The 16,037-nt window shown below is 30.9% G+C and carries 12 protein-coding genes, 1 pseudogene and 5 CRISPR repeat arrays (1 of these 18 only partly in view); of the genes and pseudogenes, 9 read left to right on the forward strand and 4 right to left on the reverse strand.

The annotated features are described in order from the left end of the window. A CRISPR array of direct repeats spans positions 1–491; the repeat unit is 30 nt; unit sequence GTTTGTAGAATACCTATAAGGGATTGAAAC (it extends 667 nt beyond the left edge of the window). 224 nt (positions 492–715) lie between these two features. Beyond that, a CRISPR array of direct repeats spans positions 716–2,083; the repeat unit is 30 nt; unit sequence GTTTTTAGAGTACCTATAAGGGATTGAAAC. Between the two features lie 215 nt (positions 2,084–2,298). Continuing rightward, a CRISPR array of direct repeats spans positions 2,299–2,729; the repeat unit is 30 nt; unit sequence GGTTTTAGAATACCTATAAGGAATTGAAAC. Positions 2,730–2,954: 225 nt separating this feature from the next. Continuing rightward, positions 2,955–4,250: direct repeats of the CRISPR family, unit length 30 nt; unit sequence GTTTTTAGAGTACCTATGAGGAATTGAAAC. 276 nt (positions 4,251–4,526) lie between these two features. The 9 genes and pseudogenes from AGR56_RS00200 (at position 4,527) to AGR56_RS20985 (ending at position 11,847) form a co-directional block, all read left to right on the forward strand. Then, on the forward strand, positions 4,527–5,417 hold the full coding sequence (locus AGR56_RS00200) for an Rpn family recombination-promoting nuclease/putative transposase (RefSeq protein ID WP_053240659.1): 891 nt from the start codon (positions 4,527–4,529) through the stop codon (positions 5,415–5,417). A 235-nt stretch (positions 5,418–5,652) separates the two neighbouring features. Continuing rightward, positions 5,653–6,810: a CRISPR direct-repeat array (repeat unit 30 nt; unit sequence GTTTTTAGAGTACCTATGAGGAATTGAAAC). A 173-nt stretch (positions 6,811–6,983) separates the two neighbouring features. Beyond that, the gene (locus tag AGR56_RS00205) at positions 6,984–7,589 is read left to right on the forward strand and encodes an L-2-amino-thiazoline-4-carboxylic acid hydrolase (RefSeq protein ID WP_053240660.1); all 606 of its coding nucleotides are present in this window, start codon (positions 6,984–6,986) and stop codon (positions 7,587–7,589) included. A 212-nt stretch (positions 7,590–7,801) separates the two neighbouring features. Beyond that, entirely contained in the window at positions 7,802–7,936 is a 135-nt protein-coding gene (locus AGR56_RS22480; RefSeq protein ID WP_278279538.1) for a hypothetical protein, read from the forward strand. Between the two features lie 71 nt (positions 7,937–8,007). Next, complete coding sequence (locus tag AGR56_RS00210; RefSeq protein WP_053240661.1) at positions 8,008–8,397, forward strand: DUF1284 domain-containing protein; 390 nt, start codon at positions 8,008–8,010, stop codon at positions 8,395–8,397. Next, positions 8,394–8,723 (forward strand): thioredoxin family protein, encoded by a 330-nt coding sequence (locus tag AGR56_RS00215; RefSeq protein ID WP_053240662.1) that lies wholly within the window; start codon positions 8,394–8,396, stop codon positions 8,721–8,723. Before AGR56_RS00210 ends, AGR56_RS00215 begins: the two co-directional genes overlap by 4 nt. Before the next feature lie 405 nt (positions 8,724–9,128). Next, positions 9,129–9,503: a hypothetical protein gene (locus tag AGR56_RS00220; protein ID WP_053240663.1), complete on the forward strand. Its 375-nt coding sequence runs from the start codon at positions 9,129–9,131 to the stop codon at positions 9,501–9,503. 193 nt (positions 9,504–9,696) lie between these two features. Next, positions 9,697–9,846, forward strand: coding sequence for a hypothetical protein (locus AGR56_RS19910; protein WP_157055621.1), 150 nt, complete (start codon positions 9,697–9,699; stop codon positions 9,844–9,846). Positions 9,847–10,343: 497 nt separating this feature from the next. Next, positions 10,344–10,914 (forward strand): annotated as a pseudogene (locus AGR56_RS00225) (manganese efflux pump MntP family protein). 486 nt (positions 10,915–11,400) lie between these two features. After that, positions 11,401–11,847 carry a M15 family metallopeptidase gene (locus tag AGR56_RS20985; protein ID WP_053240664.1) on the forward strand — a complete coding sequence of 149 codons (447 nt, stop codon included), beginning with the start codon at positions 11,401–11,403 and terminating at the stop codon, positions 11,845–11,847. A gap of 86 nt (positions 11,848–11,933) precedes the next feature. Here the strand turns inward: AGR56_RS20985 and AGR56_RS22485 are convergent, their stop codons facing one another. From AGR56_RS22485 to AGR56_RS00245, 4 genes are read right to left on the reverse strand one after another with little or no spacing between them, the layout of a single operon-like run. Further along, positions 11,934–12,140 (reverse strand): Ger(x)C family spore germination C-terminal domain-containing protein, encoded by a 207-nt coding sequence (locus AGR56_RS22485; RefSeq protein ID WP_084756812.1) that lies wholly within the window; start codon positions 12,138–12,140, stop codon positions 11,934–11,936. Further along, positions 12,122–13,048: a Ger(x)C family spore germination protein gene (locus AGR56_RS00235; RefSeq protein ID WP_053240665.1), complete on the reverse strand. Its 927-nt coding sequence runs from the start codon at positions 13,046–13,048 to the stop codon at positions 12,122–12,124. The genes AGR56_RS22485 and AGR56_RS00235 overlap by 19 nt, the downstream gene beginning before the upstream one ends. Before the next feature lie 3 nt (positions 13,049–13,051). Continuing rightward, complete coding sequence (locus tag AGR56_RS00240) at positions 13,052–14,161, reverse strand: GerAB/ArcD/ProY family transporter (RefSeq protein WP_053240666.1); 1,110 nt, start codon at positions 14,159–14,161, stop codon at positions 13,052–13,054. Continuing rightward, positions 14,158–15,630, reverse strand: a complete 1,473-nt coding sequence (locus AGR56_RS00245) for a spore germination protein (protein WP_231017104.1) — start codon at positions 15,628–15,630, stop codon at positions 14,158–14,160. The genes AGR56_RS00240 and AGR56_RS00245 overlap by 4 nt, the downstream gene beginning before the upstream one ends. Positions 15,631–16,037: the final 407 nt, after the last annotated feature.

Raw genomic sequence — 16,037 nt, forward strand, 5'->3', positions numbered from 1 at the left:
GTAGAATACCTATAAGGGATTGAAACTCACAAAGAAACTGATACAATGAAAAAGACAATTCCGTTTGTAGAATACCTATAAGGGATTGAAACTAGCCTATTTTGCTATTTAATTTATTTTGTACTGCGGGTTTGTAGAATACCTATAAGGGATTGAAACTCCTTACGTATAGTAGTATAGAAAAAAGGTACTAATTGTTTGTAGAATACCTATAAGGGATTGAAACTACGCTTTATCTACTCCTATCCAAAATAACATGTTAGTTTTTAGAGTACCTATAAGGAATTGAAACTCAATAGTTTGATTAGCATTTTTAAGAATTTTAGCGCGTTTTTAGAGTACCTATGAGGAATTGAAACTGTAATAATTCTATGTTAATTGTGTTATTCCTTTTGTTTTTAGAATAACTATGAGGAATTGAAACGTTGAGGACATAGATATAAGAGGTATTTCTGGTGCGGGTTTTTAGAATACCTATGAGGAATTTATTCATAGATTGATGTAAACTATAAAATATCAACACAAAACTTTAACAGAGCGATATGCAAGGCTGTTGAAAAATTGTCTCGACCTCCAATAGCGTAAAAAACCTCGGGGGTCGACGATTTTTAAGTTTATAGGAAAACAGCGGGCTAAGATTGATTTTTAGCATTTTTTTATGAATTTTCTTAAATATTGATTTTTTAGGGAAGGTGATGTATCCTATATTCGATGGGTTTTTAGAGTACCTATAAGGGATTGAAACTTTTGAAGTAGATAGCAGTTTCCACTGCTACCACTTCGTTTTTAGAGTACCTATAAGGGATTGAAACAAGAAATGGATAAAATATTACAGTCCCAAATTGAAAACGTTTTTAGAGTACCTATAAGGGATTGAAACTACTAATCAACATAATTATACTTAACCACTTTTAGAGTTTTTAGAGTACCTATAAGGGATTGAAACTCAATTTTATAGTTCAAGCATCTCAATATAGTTATAGTTTTTAGAGTACCTATAAGGGATTGAAACATCATAATAAAGTTAACGGAGACATAGATTACATTATTGTTTTTAGAGTACCTATAAGGGATTGAAACTTATTTAATGCAAGATAGCCATTTAGCTGATCATCTGGTTTTTAGAGTACCTATAAGGGATTGAAACCTTTCCCTGTTTCTAAATCAACTTTCATAGCAGTTTGGTTTTTAGAGTACCTATAAGGGATTGAAACACTATCTGTGAATCACTTGGTATTATTTCATTTACGTTTTTAGAGTACCTATAAGGGATTGAAACAGTGAAAACACTCTTTCAACTTTTTCGCCTAAAGCAGTTTTTAGAGTACCTATAAGGGATTGAAACTAACACATTGGTCAAGAATTATATATTCATCATCCTCTGTTTTTAGAGTACCTATAAGGGATTGAAACTTGATTTTAGATAAAGATTAAGCAACTGAATATTTTCGTTTTTAGAGTACCTATAAGGGATTGAAACAGCGTATCTTCATATATCTTTTTCCAAGTATTTTGCGTTTTTAGAGTACCTATAAGGGATTGAAACTTCAAATATGAAAAAGGATGAATTAATTGCAGCACTGTTTTTAGAGTACCTATAAGGGATTGAAACCTGGAGTAATTACACTTTAAATTGATTTTAAGCTGATACGTTTTTAGAGTACCTATAAGGGATTGAAACTTGGCAGGAGGATGGGCATATTAGTGATTGGCATATGCGTTTTTAGAGTACCTATAAGGGATTGAAACCAGCCTTTGAGTGGTCTTTGTGTTCATGTGTGACCGTTTTTAGAGTACCTATAAGGGATTGAAACTTGCCTTTGAAATTAACACCCATAAGCACTGGTCTTGGTTTTTAGAGTACCTATAAGGGATTGAAACTTTGTGTGTCACTTCCAAATGTTTTGTATCTGGATAAGTTTTTAGAGTACCTATAAGGGATTGAAACTCATTTTCACTTACGACCAAGTTAATTAGTTGGCTATGTTTTTAGAGTACCTATAAGGGATTGAAACTTTTCAGTTTTTATAGTTCCTTTTACATTTCCCATATTGTTTTTAGAGTACCTATAAGGAATTTATTAGTAGATTGATGCAAACTATAAAATATCAACACAAAACTTTAACAGAGCGATATGCAAGGCAACTGAAAAATTGTCTCGACCTCCAATAGCGTAAAAAACCCCGGGGGTCGACGATTTTTAAATTTATAGGAAAACAGCGTGCTAAGATTGATTTTTTTATGAATTTTCCTAAATATTGATTTTTTAGGGAAGCTGATGTATTCTATACTCGATGGGGTTTTAGAATACCTATAAGGAATTGAAACTAAATAGTGGCTGGCGATTAGATAGAAAACAAGGTAAGGTTTTAGAATACCTATAAGGAATTGAAACCTTAATAAATCTTGCCAGCCTATATTATTTTGAAAATGGTTTTAGAATACCTATAAGGAATTGAAACAAAAAATCGAAAGTAATAAATAAATATGATGAAAGTCGGTTTTAGAATACCTATAAGGAATTGAAACATTCCAGAAAAAGCGGCATCCAAAGCCGTAGTATCAAGTTTTAGAATACCTATAAGGAATTGAAACGCAGATGACAAGTGCAAGAAAGAAGGCGCTAAAAAGGTTTTAGAGTACCTATAAGGGATTGAAACTTGGAGGTTGAAGGTCTGCAAAACCTTTACCCCCAGTTCGTTTTTAGAGTACCTATAAGGAATTTATTCGCAGATTGATGTAAACTATAAAATATCAACACAAAACTTTAACAGATCCATATGCAAGGCAGCTGAAAAATTGTCTCGACCTCCAATAGCGTAAAAAACCCCGGGGGTCGACGATTTTTAAGTTTATAGGAAAATAGCGGGCTAATATTGATTATTAGTATTTTTTACGAAAATTTTCTTAAAAGTTGCTTTTCTAAGAAAGCTAATGTATTCTATACTCAATGGGTTTTTAGAGTACCTATGAGGAATTGAAACATACCAGAAATAATACCATTTATTATTGCACTGCCTACGTTTTTAGAGTACCTATGAGGAATTGAAACCCTTTATGCAAGCCTCACGTATGCTGTAGTTTCCTTCGTTTTTAGAGTACCTATGAGGAATTGAAACTTATCTATGATGTTAACCTTGCTTTGAACACTGTAAAGTTTTTAGAGTACCTATGAGGAATTGAAACTCCTTTTCTACTAATTGGCTTTTTTCTTCTTGATAAAGTTTTTAGAGTACCTATGAGGAATTGAAACTTTAATACATCAATATAACCAACCACAGCTTGCATTAAGTTTTTAGAGTACCTATGAGGAATTGAAACTCTGTATTATTAAAGGCTTCTATAAGTAAGTCACTATGTTTTTAGAGTACCTATGAGGAATTGAAACTTTCATTAACTAATTTTTGATAATCTTGGCTTGCTATGTTTTTAGAGTACCTATGAGGAATTGAAACAAGCTTGAGAAAAATACATTTTATTTACAAAACATACGTTTTTAGAGTACCTATGAGGAATTGAAACTCTTGTGTGCTGCGCTAACTGTTAAAGGACCATCCCCTGTTTTTAGAGTACCTATGAGGAATTGAAACCATACTGTGCAATATATTCTTCTTTGCTGTTTTGGAGTTTTTAGAGTACCTATGAGGAATTGAAACTTCAGAGAGTGCAGCTCTTTGATAGAAGAAAATTAGGGTTTTTAGAGTACCTATGAGGAATTGAAACTCTTTTGATTTTATATATCTTGTTTTTAACTCTGCGTTTTTAGAGTACCTATGAGGAATTGAAACTAATCTCTCAAATAAGCACGACTCCAAGTTAATAAACGTTTTTAGAGTACCTATGAGGAATTGAAACTCCATATAACCCTAACATAGGACAAAAGATACAAAGTTTTTAGAGTACCTATGAGGAATTGAAACCCAGCTTGGAAAGCTTCAACTTGACTACTCGCCCAAGTTTTTAGAGTACCTATGAGGAATTGAAACCGGTTTAATTAATTGAGGGCTTAAATGCCCTCTCTAGTTTTTAGAGTACCTATGAGGAATTGAAACAGAGGTACAGCAAGTGGCTTTGAAGAAGATGAGCTAGTTTTTAGAGTACAGATAAGGAATTGAAACTGGCTTAATTTTGGAGATAGCTTTGTTGGAACTTGAGGTTTTTAGAATACCTATAAGGAATTAAAACCTAATTGCATCTCTTTGAAAGTCAGGCCTATTTATGTTTTTAGAATACCTATAAGGAATTGAAATAGACTTTGAATGAAAAAAGAGATGACAATAGAGTTAAGAAGGATAATGGGTCAGAGACCCAAACCCCGGGTAAGATTGCTTTCAGAGTACCTATGAGGAATTGAAACGGTGAAAAAAGAATGACACAGGCAGAGCTTGCAAGGTTTTTAGAATACCTATGAGGAAAAAAATCATCTTCAATATTAAACTTCACATCTTTTAAAACATTTAATATGCAAAATTCACAAATTTGTGTTAATATAATATAAAAATAAAAAGGTTGGAGAGTGAAAAAATATGTGCAGGCTAAACCCAAAGGTTGACTTTGCATTTAAAAAGCTTTTTGGCAGTGAGGAAAATAAAGACATATTAATAGCATTTATAAATTCAATAATAGATGAAAATGAACAAATTAAAGATATAGAACTAAAAAATCCATACAATATATCAGACTATAGAAAAGGCAAAATGACAATACTTGATATAAAAGCAGTGGATGATAAATATGTATGGTATGACATAGAAATGCAGATATCACAGCAGGATTTCTTTGATAAGAGAGCACTTTATTATTGGTCAAAGGTATATTCAAGCCAAATAGAAAGTGGAGAAGATTATGAAAAGTTAAGGAAAACTATATCAATAAATATTCTTGATTTTAATTATTTAAAAGAAAAAGAATTTCATAATGAATTTAAAATATACAACACAAAAACCTTAAAAGAATTTTCAAATATGTTCGAAATGCATTTTATAGAATTAAATAAATTTAATAAAGATTATAAAGATTTAAAAACAGGTTTAGATAGGTGGATAGCATTTTTGAGTAGGGCATATGAACTTGATAAAGACAATATTCCAGAAGAGCTGGCAGAGGATAAAGAAGTAAAAAAAGCTATAGAAAAGTTAGATATAATGTATTTAAGCAAAGAGGAAAGAGAAATATATGAAGATGATTTAAAGGCGCTAATGGATTATAGAGCACAAATTAAAACGGCAGAGCGAAATGGAAGAATAGAAGGAAAAAAAGAAGGAATAAAAGAGGGCATGGAGAAAGGTATTGAAAAAGGTAAAATACAAGAAAAGGTAGATATAGCAAAGAAACTTTTAGATATATTAGATGATGAAACCATATCAATTAAGGTAGGACTTTCCATTGATGAGATAAAAAAATTAAGGAACAAGTGAAAAATATAGTTAGGTTCATAGAATGAATAAAATTATCAACACAAAGATTTAATAGATCGATATGCAGCGCAGCTGAAAAATTGTCGTCGACCTCCAATAGCGTAAAAAACCCCGGGGGTCGACGATTTTTAAGTTTATGGGAAAATAGCGGACCAAGATTGATTTTTAGCATTTTTTTATGAATTTTCTTAAATATTGATTTTTTAGGGAAGCTGATGTATCCTATATTCGATGGGTTTTTAGAGTACCTATGAGGAATTGAAACCACGAACTAAGGTTGAGTTGTTGGAAAGCGGTATAAAGTTTTTAGAGTACCTATGAGGAATTGAAACTTTAAATTGAAATTCAAGCCTTTTAGAATAGTTCTCCGTTTTTAGAGTACCTATGAGGAATTGAAACTTCATAGCCTCTGTATTAGAGAGTACCTTCCCTGTAGTTTTTAGAGTACCTATGAGGAATTGAAACACTGGTTTACGGCTGTATCATAAGTTTCAACTCCGGTTTTTAGAGTACCTATGAGGAATTGAAACAGGAAGGATTGATTTAAATGGCTAATAAAAAATCGAAGTTTTTAGAGTACCTATGAGGAATTGAAACAAAGGTACTTCATCCACGTAGTAAGATGTTTCAGTAGTTTTTAGAGTACCTATGAGGAATTGAAACTCTAATTCTCCTTTGACCTTTAAATATTTATTATTTTGTTTTTAGAGTACCTATGAGGAATTGAAACAAAAGTGGTTATTCATCATATATTTAAAACTCAAAGGTTTTTAGAGTACCTATGAGGAATTGAAACAGCCAATGTAAATTTGTATCGATGTGCTCAATATATTGTTTTTAGAGTACCTATGAGGAATTGAAACCAAGGTGAAATCATGAAACAGGGCTTAGAGCCTTTAAAGTTTTTAGAGTACCTATGAGGAATTGAAACCCACGCAACAAGCTTATTACAGTAGAAACAGATACGTTTTTAGAGTACCTATGAGGAATTGAAACAATGATGATGATAAATCAAACCCTTTATAACTTCCGTTTTTAGAGTACCTATGAGGAATTGAAACCAGAAGCACATGCAACTTCTATGCTAGAAGACTTGCGTTTTTAGAGTACCTATGAGGAATTGAAACCATATACACTTCTTTTGGTAATGGTGATGCTGGACTGTTTTTAGAGTACCTATGAGGAATTGAAACCGTGATCCTGTGGATTTAGATAAATGGAATACTAAAGTTTTTAGAGTACCTATGAGGAATTGAAACCTTAAATCAGTTAAATCTTTGCCATCATAATCCCTTAGTTTTTAGAGTACCTATGAGGAATTGAAACATTACATCTATTCTTTCAAGCCTTCCAAAATCGTCCGGTTTTTAGAGTACCTATGAGGACTTGAACCTCTATAATACTATTAAGGCTAAGGCTATATTTTAAATCAATATTGAAGTTTGTGAATGTATTAAATTATACCATATTCAATAGCAGGAGAGCATAACTATGGCACGTTCAAATATTATATATGGAAGGAATAAAGATACTACCTAATATTGTAAAAGATAAGGAGGAAGCATTATGCAACAATTTTTGATAAAGGAATTTGGTCAAAGCTTAGGCAATAAAATTTATGATTTACAACAGAGCAAATTACAAACAATACTTGAGTTGACGACAGGAAAAAGTAATAATCAGATGGCAACATTGACTAAAACAATTCTTCCAAGGATCTCATTATATAAGGTATTGCAAGAGGAATTAGGTGAGCAGAAAAGAGCGTATGATACGGTTGAAAAGTATATGTTTACTATTGTAGGACAAAAATTGAATAAGCAGTATTCAATGTTTGAATTCATACCGGGATACTTCTATATATTTAGAAAGATGATGGTTGGTGTAGTTAATAAGAGTGATAATTGGATAACTGAAGTGATAAAAAATGACAGAACATCTGTAGAATATAACATAACCAAATGTCTCTGGTATGATGCATGTGTAGAGAATGCTTGTCTTGAACTTTGCAAAATTTTCTGTGAAACAGACCATGTAATTTATGGTTCAATGAAAAAAGTAAAGTTTATTCGAACAGGAACGTTGGGTATGGGAAATAAATGCTGTGATTTTTGCTTTTTAAATAGAAAGCAAAAAGAACTTGTTGCGGAAGTAAAAAAGTCTCAAAACTAACCCTATAGTTTAGAAATGACGAAAATTAGGAAAGTATACTTAAAAAATAAGTTATAGTGATTTATTTTTTCAACTTATAGCAAATAGGTATGAATATACCTCTACAATGCAACATTTATGCATTTTCATGCTGGAACTTTTCAGCATTTTGACTTTGGCAGTATAATTACATATTTTATGCAGCAATATAGTATATATGAAGTATGTAAAGTGTGAAAAAATGTGTTTTTGCATTTGGAATTAAAGCGTATATAAAATCTTCGGCAGTTGTATATGGTATATTTGAAAATGAATTGAAGAAAAATTTAATTAATTGTGCTAATATATATGTTAGTAGGTTTTTATAAAAAATTTAATATGTTTAAAGCTTAGGAAATGATAATAAAAAATTATAATACGTAAAGCGGAGGAATAATTTATGTTAAGAATAAGAGCTCATCATTTTCTATGTATGCAGGGATTTCAAGGTTATGGCTACAATGAAGAATTTGTGAAAAATATGGACAAGATAATAAAATATATAAAAGATAATAAAGATTTAAAAATAAAGCTTATAGATAGCTGTGATGATATATGTGGACCTTGCAGCAATAGAAAGGGAGGAAAATGTGCCGATTCAAGTAAAGTTGATTTTATGGATAAAAAAGTTCTTGAAAAGCTTAATTTAAAAAGTGGTGAAATTAAGATGCCAAAAGAAATTTTTGATTTAGTTAATAAAAAAATATCTAATAAAAACTCAGCTAATGAAGTTTGTGGTACTTGTTCTTGGCACAAGGAATGTCTTTGGTTTGAAGGTGGTTCTAATTGAACCGAGTTTATTCAAAAGATACTATAGAAAAATTAATAAATGAAAATAAGATTTTATTAATATATTTTGGAAGCAAAGACTGCGGCATATGTAAGGTTATAAAACCAGAACTAGAAAAAATCCTTAAAGCATATCCGAAAATTACAAGTGTTCAGGTAGATGTAGAAAATAATATAAAACTATCTGCTTCTTATAATGTTTTTACACTTCCAGCCATTTTGGTATTTATTGATGGAAAAGAGTTTATAAGAGAAGCAAGGTATATAAATATGAAAGAAATAAATGATAAAATAGATAGATATTATAAACTTGCGTTTGATATGTAGATTTTTAGTTTGAAGGGGATTTTATGAGTAGGAGATTGATATTATTTGTAATTCTATAGCGCATCATAGTGTAGACAGTGCTTATGATGAAGTTCTCAAAGATGCGGATTTACTCCATCACTATTTATACAATATAAATTTTGAAGCAGCAGAAAAGGAAAAAAAGAGACTGAGCAATTTGCTTATAGAATTGGGAATTAATTCGTAGTTTTATAAAAAATCAGTTTTAATAAAGATGATGCTGCATTAATACTAAATAATTGTTAATATGATGTTATATAAGACTTAGGGTATAAGTATATATAAATTTAAATAATTATTCAAAAAAATAAGAAAATTATATTTAAATAGTAGTGAAAAAGTGATATTATAAATGTAATATATAAAAAATAGGAGTAATTTGATATGAGAAAACTTGTTTTAGTAAAAAGTTTCACTATAATAATAAGTTTATTATCACTTGCTTTTACAATCATAAACCATTTAGGAATTTTAAGCTTGATTATAAATGTTGGATTTGTACTGGAAATATTTTATGGAAGTCATGTCAATAAAGATTATGAAGGTAAGGATGAAGATTTAGGAAAGCACTATGAAAAGTTGTATATAAAGGTACTTGGTGTGTTAGATTTTTGTATTATAGCAGCATTTGTTTGGAATGTTATGTCGCCTTACTACAATATGGGTGCATATAAGGTTATTGTTTCTATACTATTTTTAATTTTATTTGCAGATTTGTACAGAGATAAAAGAAATTTATACAGTGGAGTAGAAAGATAGACAAGCTATTGGTCTGATTTTTATCTATGAAATTTATTTGAATATGAATACATGTAAAAAGTGCAGGATTGAGGTCCTGTACTTTTTTGTTTATAGATAAACAAGCTGAAATATTAAAATTAAAAAGATGAATTTTTCTAGTATTTTTCTACTTAAACTATAGTTAATAAAAAACTAAGGAGAAGATAACTTTATGAGTAGGAAAATGGTTTCAGTAGAAAATTTACATGGGTATACAATGGATGAATTAATTGAATTAAAAAGAGTAAAACCACTTTTGCGTGCTAATTTATTTATTGTTTCAATTAAAAATAAATCTTTTAAGTGTTTATTTAATAATTGAATTTTTGTATGCATAATGGTATTTTAAACATCCTTCCTTGTTAGACTTTTTTCTAAAATTATATCATATATGCATATTTTTGTTTTTCTTAGGTTGATGGCTATGGGGCTCTGCCCATTATCCTTCTAGAACTCAAAGCAACCACTTTTTTTAAATAACCACTTAGATTTATGGATTCTTTTTAATGTTATAAGTCACTGTTACTTCGCAATATTTCTATTTAGTGCAACATCCCCAAGCCTCTATATTATAAGTAAGCGCTAATTTATGGTTCAGGATTCTAATGGGCTTCGCCCAAGCCTCTATATTATAGTAAGCGCTAATTTATGGTTCAGGATTCTAATGGGCTTCGCCCAAGCCTCTATATTATAGTAAGTGCTAATTTATGGTTCAGGATTCTAATGGGCTTCGCCCAAGCCTCTATATGTGTATTGACATCTTTTTATCAATAACTTATTATAAAATGATAATAAATAACAAAGGAGAATAATATAAATATGAGTCTTATTGAAGTATTTATGATAGGCATAAGCTTATCAATGGATGCCTTTGCTGTTGCTGTCTGTAAAGGCTTGAACATGAAAAAAATTAATTATATACATACAATAATCATAGCTTTATTTTTTGGAGGTTTTCAAGCTTTAATGCCCCTAATCGGCTGGCTACTTGGAAAACAATTTCAAAAGTATATTTCAAGCGTAGATCACTGGATCATATTTGCCTTACTTGCCATAATTGGAGGTAACATGATAAAAGAAGGTCTCAGCAATGAAGGAGATTCTTGTCCTGTTTCTTCAGAAAAATTAGATTTAAAAGAACTTACTCTTATGTCTGTTGCAACTAGCATTGATGCACTCGCAATAGGCATTACTTTTGCATTTTTAAAAGTATCTATTTTGCCTTCTATAATTTTAATTGGCTGTACTACATTTACTTTATCTCTTATAGCAGTTATTATTGGAAATTATTTTGGCGCAAAAATACAAAAACAAAGCTGAAATTGCTGGTGGCATAATACTAATATTAATAGGAACTAAAACCCTTTTACAGCATTTAGGTTTTATATAGTCTAAAATATTTTTTCATTATATTGTAATCTTTAAAGAAAATTCACATTTACAAAATGATTGTCAAGCTAAAATAAATTTATTTTATGTTATAATAAGCTTTGGTACATAAAACTCTAAAACAATATCTTATATTGAACATATATGCTTTTTATACATTTGGAAGGAGAATACATATATAATGAAAAAATATTTTTTGTGATAATCACAATAATTTTATTGTCTGGTGCTACATATTTAACTGACAAAACTTTTTCTTAAAACCTACAGTGACCCTAAAATCTCATCGAAAAATAAAATCACAAAAAAATCCTCAGTCAAAAATGATAATTCACAAACTACTACACCACAAAAAAGTTTACCTGACACTTCCTCTGATGTAGTTCTTGTTAATAAAACTCATAAGCTATCTAAAAATTATATACCATCAGATCTCCGTACTGTAAAAGTAAAATTCGCATCTTATGCCGCTTCAAATGTTAGAAAGATGAGGGCAAATGCTGCCAATGCTGCTGAAGGGTTATTCAGTGCCGCCAAAACTGATGGAATAACTCTTTTAGGTGTATCTTGCTATAGACCATATTCTTATCAGGAGGAAGTCTATACTGCAAAAGTTAAAAAAGACGGTAAAACCGAAGCTGATAAATATGTAGCTGAACCAGGAAGCAGCGAACATCAAAGTGGTCTCGCTATGGACTTACTTTCAACTGAATATACTGATTTAGATGATGGCTTTGCGAAAACAAAAGCTTACGAATGGTTAAAACAAAACTGTGCTAAATATGGTTTTATAATACGCTATCCAAAGGAAAAAATATCAATTACAAAATATGACTTCGAACCATGGCATATACGCTATGTTGGCACAGCAGCTGCACAAGATATAATGCAAAAGGGCTTAACACTAGAAGAATACCTTGGAATAACTGACTAAACTACATTTAACTACACTTAATTTTTAGACACAGTAGAGAGCACAGGGTGAAGGAAGATAAATCATCATTCATTGTACTCTGTACCTTATTTGATGTCTCCTATATCTTTAATTGTTACATTAGAATCAAAGTGCATTTCGGCATTCTTATATGCTTTTTTCCAATCCACGCTTTTCCAGTATGAATTATACTTGCTCCTAACTATTTCACCTATTCCTATAGGGTCGCTGCCAACCTTCTGCATGTACTTTAATGTCTGGTATGAACTACCTTTTACTTCATTATTAATAATCTCCTCAAGCTTTTTTTCCCAATTGGATCATCACTTTTATCCCATTTGTATTCATCAATTACTGCGCTAAAATCTATATATATATTAACTACTGGTTTATTGTTTTTAATTACAACCTTGATTTTTCTCTTTTTAACTTTAAGTGCTGCTGTTAAAGTATGTTCTCCATTACCCTCGCTTCCAGCCTTATCAATATTCTCAAAATGAGCTCTTAAATCTTGTATTTGCTTATTTTGCATGGCAATTAGCATCATAGTTTCTCTTATCCCCATTTTCCCAACCATTTTATCTCCAGAAAATAATGCACTTCCCATAGCCTCAATTCCATCTCTTCTCAGCTTCAAGAGAGGAGCTACAGGATCCTTACCCGGTGTAAAATAATCTATGTGAAAATCATATATTCTTGTATTTGGTATATATGAGTGTTCAACAGCTGCTTTTATAAGTTGATTAACGTATATTCCTGGTCTTGGCTTATTTTTAAATTGCAACTCCGCTTTCATTAGGTCTTTTGTGCTTCCATCTACCACCGCCACATAAGCGAGCAAAGAATTTTCAGGTTCTCTGCTCATTACATTCATTAAATTAATTATACCCTTTTCTGCAATTTCATCAGAAAAAAGAAGTTGTTGTATTTTACCACCAAGTAACAACTTTGAAGACAATCTATTATTCGTATCAATAGCCTGCATCATAGAACTCGCATCAACTATTAAAAGATCTGTGCCACCTTTTTTATTAGCATCAATTACAGGAATTACAGATGTTATTAACAAATCCCTTCTTACTCCCTTATCAAAGCCTACTTCTAATACAAATCCAATTCTTTCAAATATCTTTCGATCCCAACAGCCTGTTAGTATAAACACACACATGATACTTGCTATTATTTTAAATGACTTTTTCACCTTTCATTTATTCCTCCCTATGGGGTTACTTTTATTTTTAAGTAATTTATCTTTAATAATAGAAATAACAAGACAAACAACAACGAAACCATCAATACTAAGCGAATAAATTGAAAATATTTTTACAAACTTTTCTGCTTCAGTGAAGCTTCTTGGTATTCTACTTAACAATATAGTCATTATAACAAGTATGGTAATTACTAAATTGGTTTTCTTTACCGAAAACATTTTTCCAAGGCTATAATATGTACAAAATATAAAATTTCTAGTTACACATGCAACCAGTGGTATCCAAAGTATTATAAAAAACAAATCTATTCTTTCTATTACAGGTATGCTAATTATTCCTGAAAGAAACATAAGAGAAGTTGGAAGTCTTCTTAACATATCTTCTCCAAAAACTCCTGTAACCAAAGTTACTGTTATAGTAAAAAAAATTGTTATTGCTAGTACTGCAAGCTCTGCATATTTAATAGCATTTTCTTTATCCTTAATACATGGATATATATAAACAATAAGTTCAAATCCAATATAAGCATATATAGTTGTCTTTATTGAATTTATGATAGGAAGCATCCCTGCTTCACCAATAGGCAATAAATGCATAAAATCCATATCTCCTAATGCCACCATATACATTAAAATAGTTGCAACTATTACCAAAAACACTTCACTGCCAACCCTACATATTGGAGTTAAACCATAATATAATAAATATAGTGATGGTATAATTGTAAAAAAACCTAATACTAAAGAAGGGGTATCCTTAAGAATTTCAGAAGCAATAATATCCCCAAATCTCCTCGCTATTATGCATCCTCCGAAAAATGTATAAGCTATCAAAAATAAATTAAATAATTGACCAATCCACTTTCCATATAAAATCTTATTTATTTCAATTATAGATTTATTTGAATATCTTTTTAATAAAATCAGTTGTAATAATATTAATAAGCTGCATATTATGCCACCGATTAATGTTGGTATCCACCCATCGTGTCCAGCCCCACCTGCTAATTGGTTTGGTAATGTAATAATTCCCGTGCCTATTTGAGAGGTAACTATAAAAACAAAGAACTGCTTTGAAGTTATATCATTTTTTACCTTAATCATTGCTTCTTTCCTCTCTTCTTATCCATAGGACGATTTGAAGTTGGTCTGTTTTTTAAAAACTTTAAAGGCGCTCTTATAATAGTATCCTTTAAATTTTGAGGTCTAAAAGGAATAATAGGTTGAAAATATGGCTGTTCTAGCGATTCTAAAATAACTAAATTAGACAATATAAGTATAGTAATAGTTGCTATACCAATTACTCCAAACACAGCTGTTGCTATCATCATTAGAAATCTAATCGTTCTTAACGCCAGCCCTATATCATAGGAAGGTGTAATAAACGAGGCTATTGCCGTTATTGCTACAACTATAATTAAGAGTTCACTTACAATTCCAGCTTGAACTGCTGCCTGACCTATGATTATACCCCCAACCACGCCTATTGATGATCCTATATATGTTGGAAGCCTTATAGCAGCTTCTCTTAACATCTCAATGACAATTTCCATTATAAACGCCTCCATGATTGGTGGAAATGGCACTCTAGCTCTTGACTCAGCTAAAGGAATTAGCAAATTAAAAGGTACCATATAATAGTGAAAAGTCGTTAACGCTATATATACACTTGGAAGATATATGGCAATTATTGCGCTTGCTATCCTTAAAATTCCAAGCAAAGAACCAAAAACCCAGTGAGTACTGTAATCATCTGGAGCCTTAAAAAATGAAAATAGAGTTACAGGGACCATTAAAACTACTGGAGTTCCTTCTGTAAGCACTACAAGTTTCCCATCAAGCAGCGCTGACGTCGCTCTATCTGGTCTTTCAGTAGCCTGATATTGAGGAAAAATTGAATTTGGAAAGTCTACAATCATCTGTTCAATGTATCCTGCTGATAAAATACCATCAAAATCTATACCACTTATTTTGTTATATAACTTATTTACAATTGCTGGATCAGCTATTCCATCTATATACGCTATATTTACAATTTGATTAGTGGTCTCACCAACCTTTATGGATTTAAATTTTAAATTGCTATTTTTAATTTTCCTCCTTAATATTGCCATGTTCACATTCATTAACTCAATAAAGCCCTCATGAGCTCCTCTTACATTCTTCTCAACTTCCGGTTCATCAATGCTTCTCTTCTCATACTTTTTCATACTTACGGAAATAGCATATTCGATACCATCCACCAGAAGTACAGTATCTCCTGCTAAAACATTGTTTATTACCGAATCCATATCTTCATTGTATTTGATACCATCAGCTGGTATATTATTAACTTTATTTTTATGATTTATTGCTTCATAATCCATGCTAAGTACAGGTTTCATAAAATCTCTTTGGATAAGGTCTGTATTTGTAAGACCTTCAATATACAAAAAATATGCCTCTGTGTTATCTGTTAGGAATATCTGTTTTTTTATTAAATCAGGACAATCCTTGAATTTCTCATCTATAATTTCCATATTTACCTTTACTATATCCGATATTTTAACTGCTTTAGTATTTTGTTTCTGCACTTACAATTCGCCACCTCTATATGAAATACTTATTTTAGTATTTCCTGAGCGAAAAAAATAATTCTAGCATTATGTAAGTAATATATATGAGGATGTGAAAAATGTAGGTACTCTTTTTTGCGGGTCGCTCATAATGTTTTATGCGCAGTGTAATAAAACCTATAGAATACCTTTTTTTCACAACCTCCTATATTATGATAACTCACGCAACCAAATGTTAGTACCCATACTTGTAGAAGGCTTTATCTATAGTTTTCTAATTGATGCAACAATGAGAGAAATAATAGGAAATAAAATTATAAAGACAATTGCATATACAGAATATGTACCGGCCTGATATGCTTCATCTGCAGCTGAATTGTACATGCTAACAGCAAACACAGAACTTATAATTCCCACCGGAATTA

The sequence above is a fragment of the Clostridium sp. DMHC 10 genome (assembly GCF_001270375.1).
GTDB classification, from domain to species: Bacteria; Bacillota; Clostridia; order Clostridiales; family Clostridiaceae; genus Clostridium_S; species Clostridium_S guangxiense.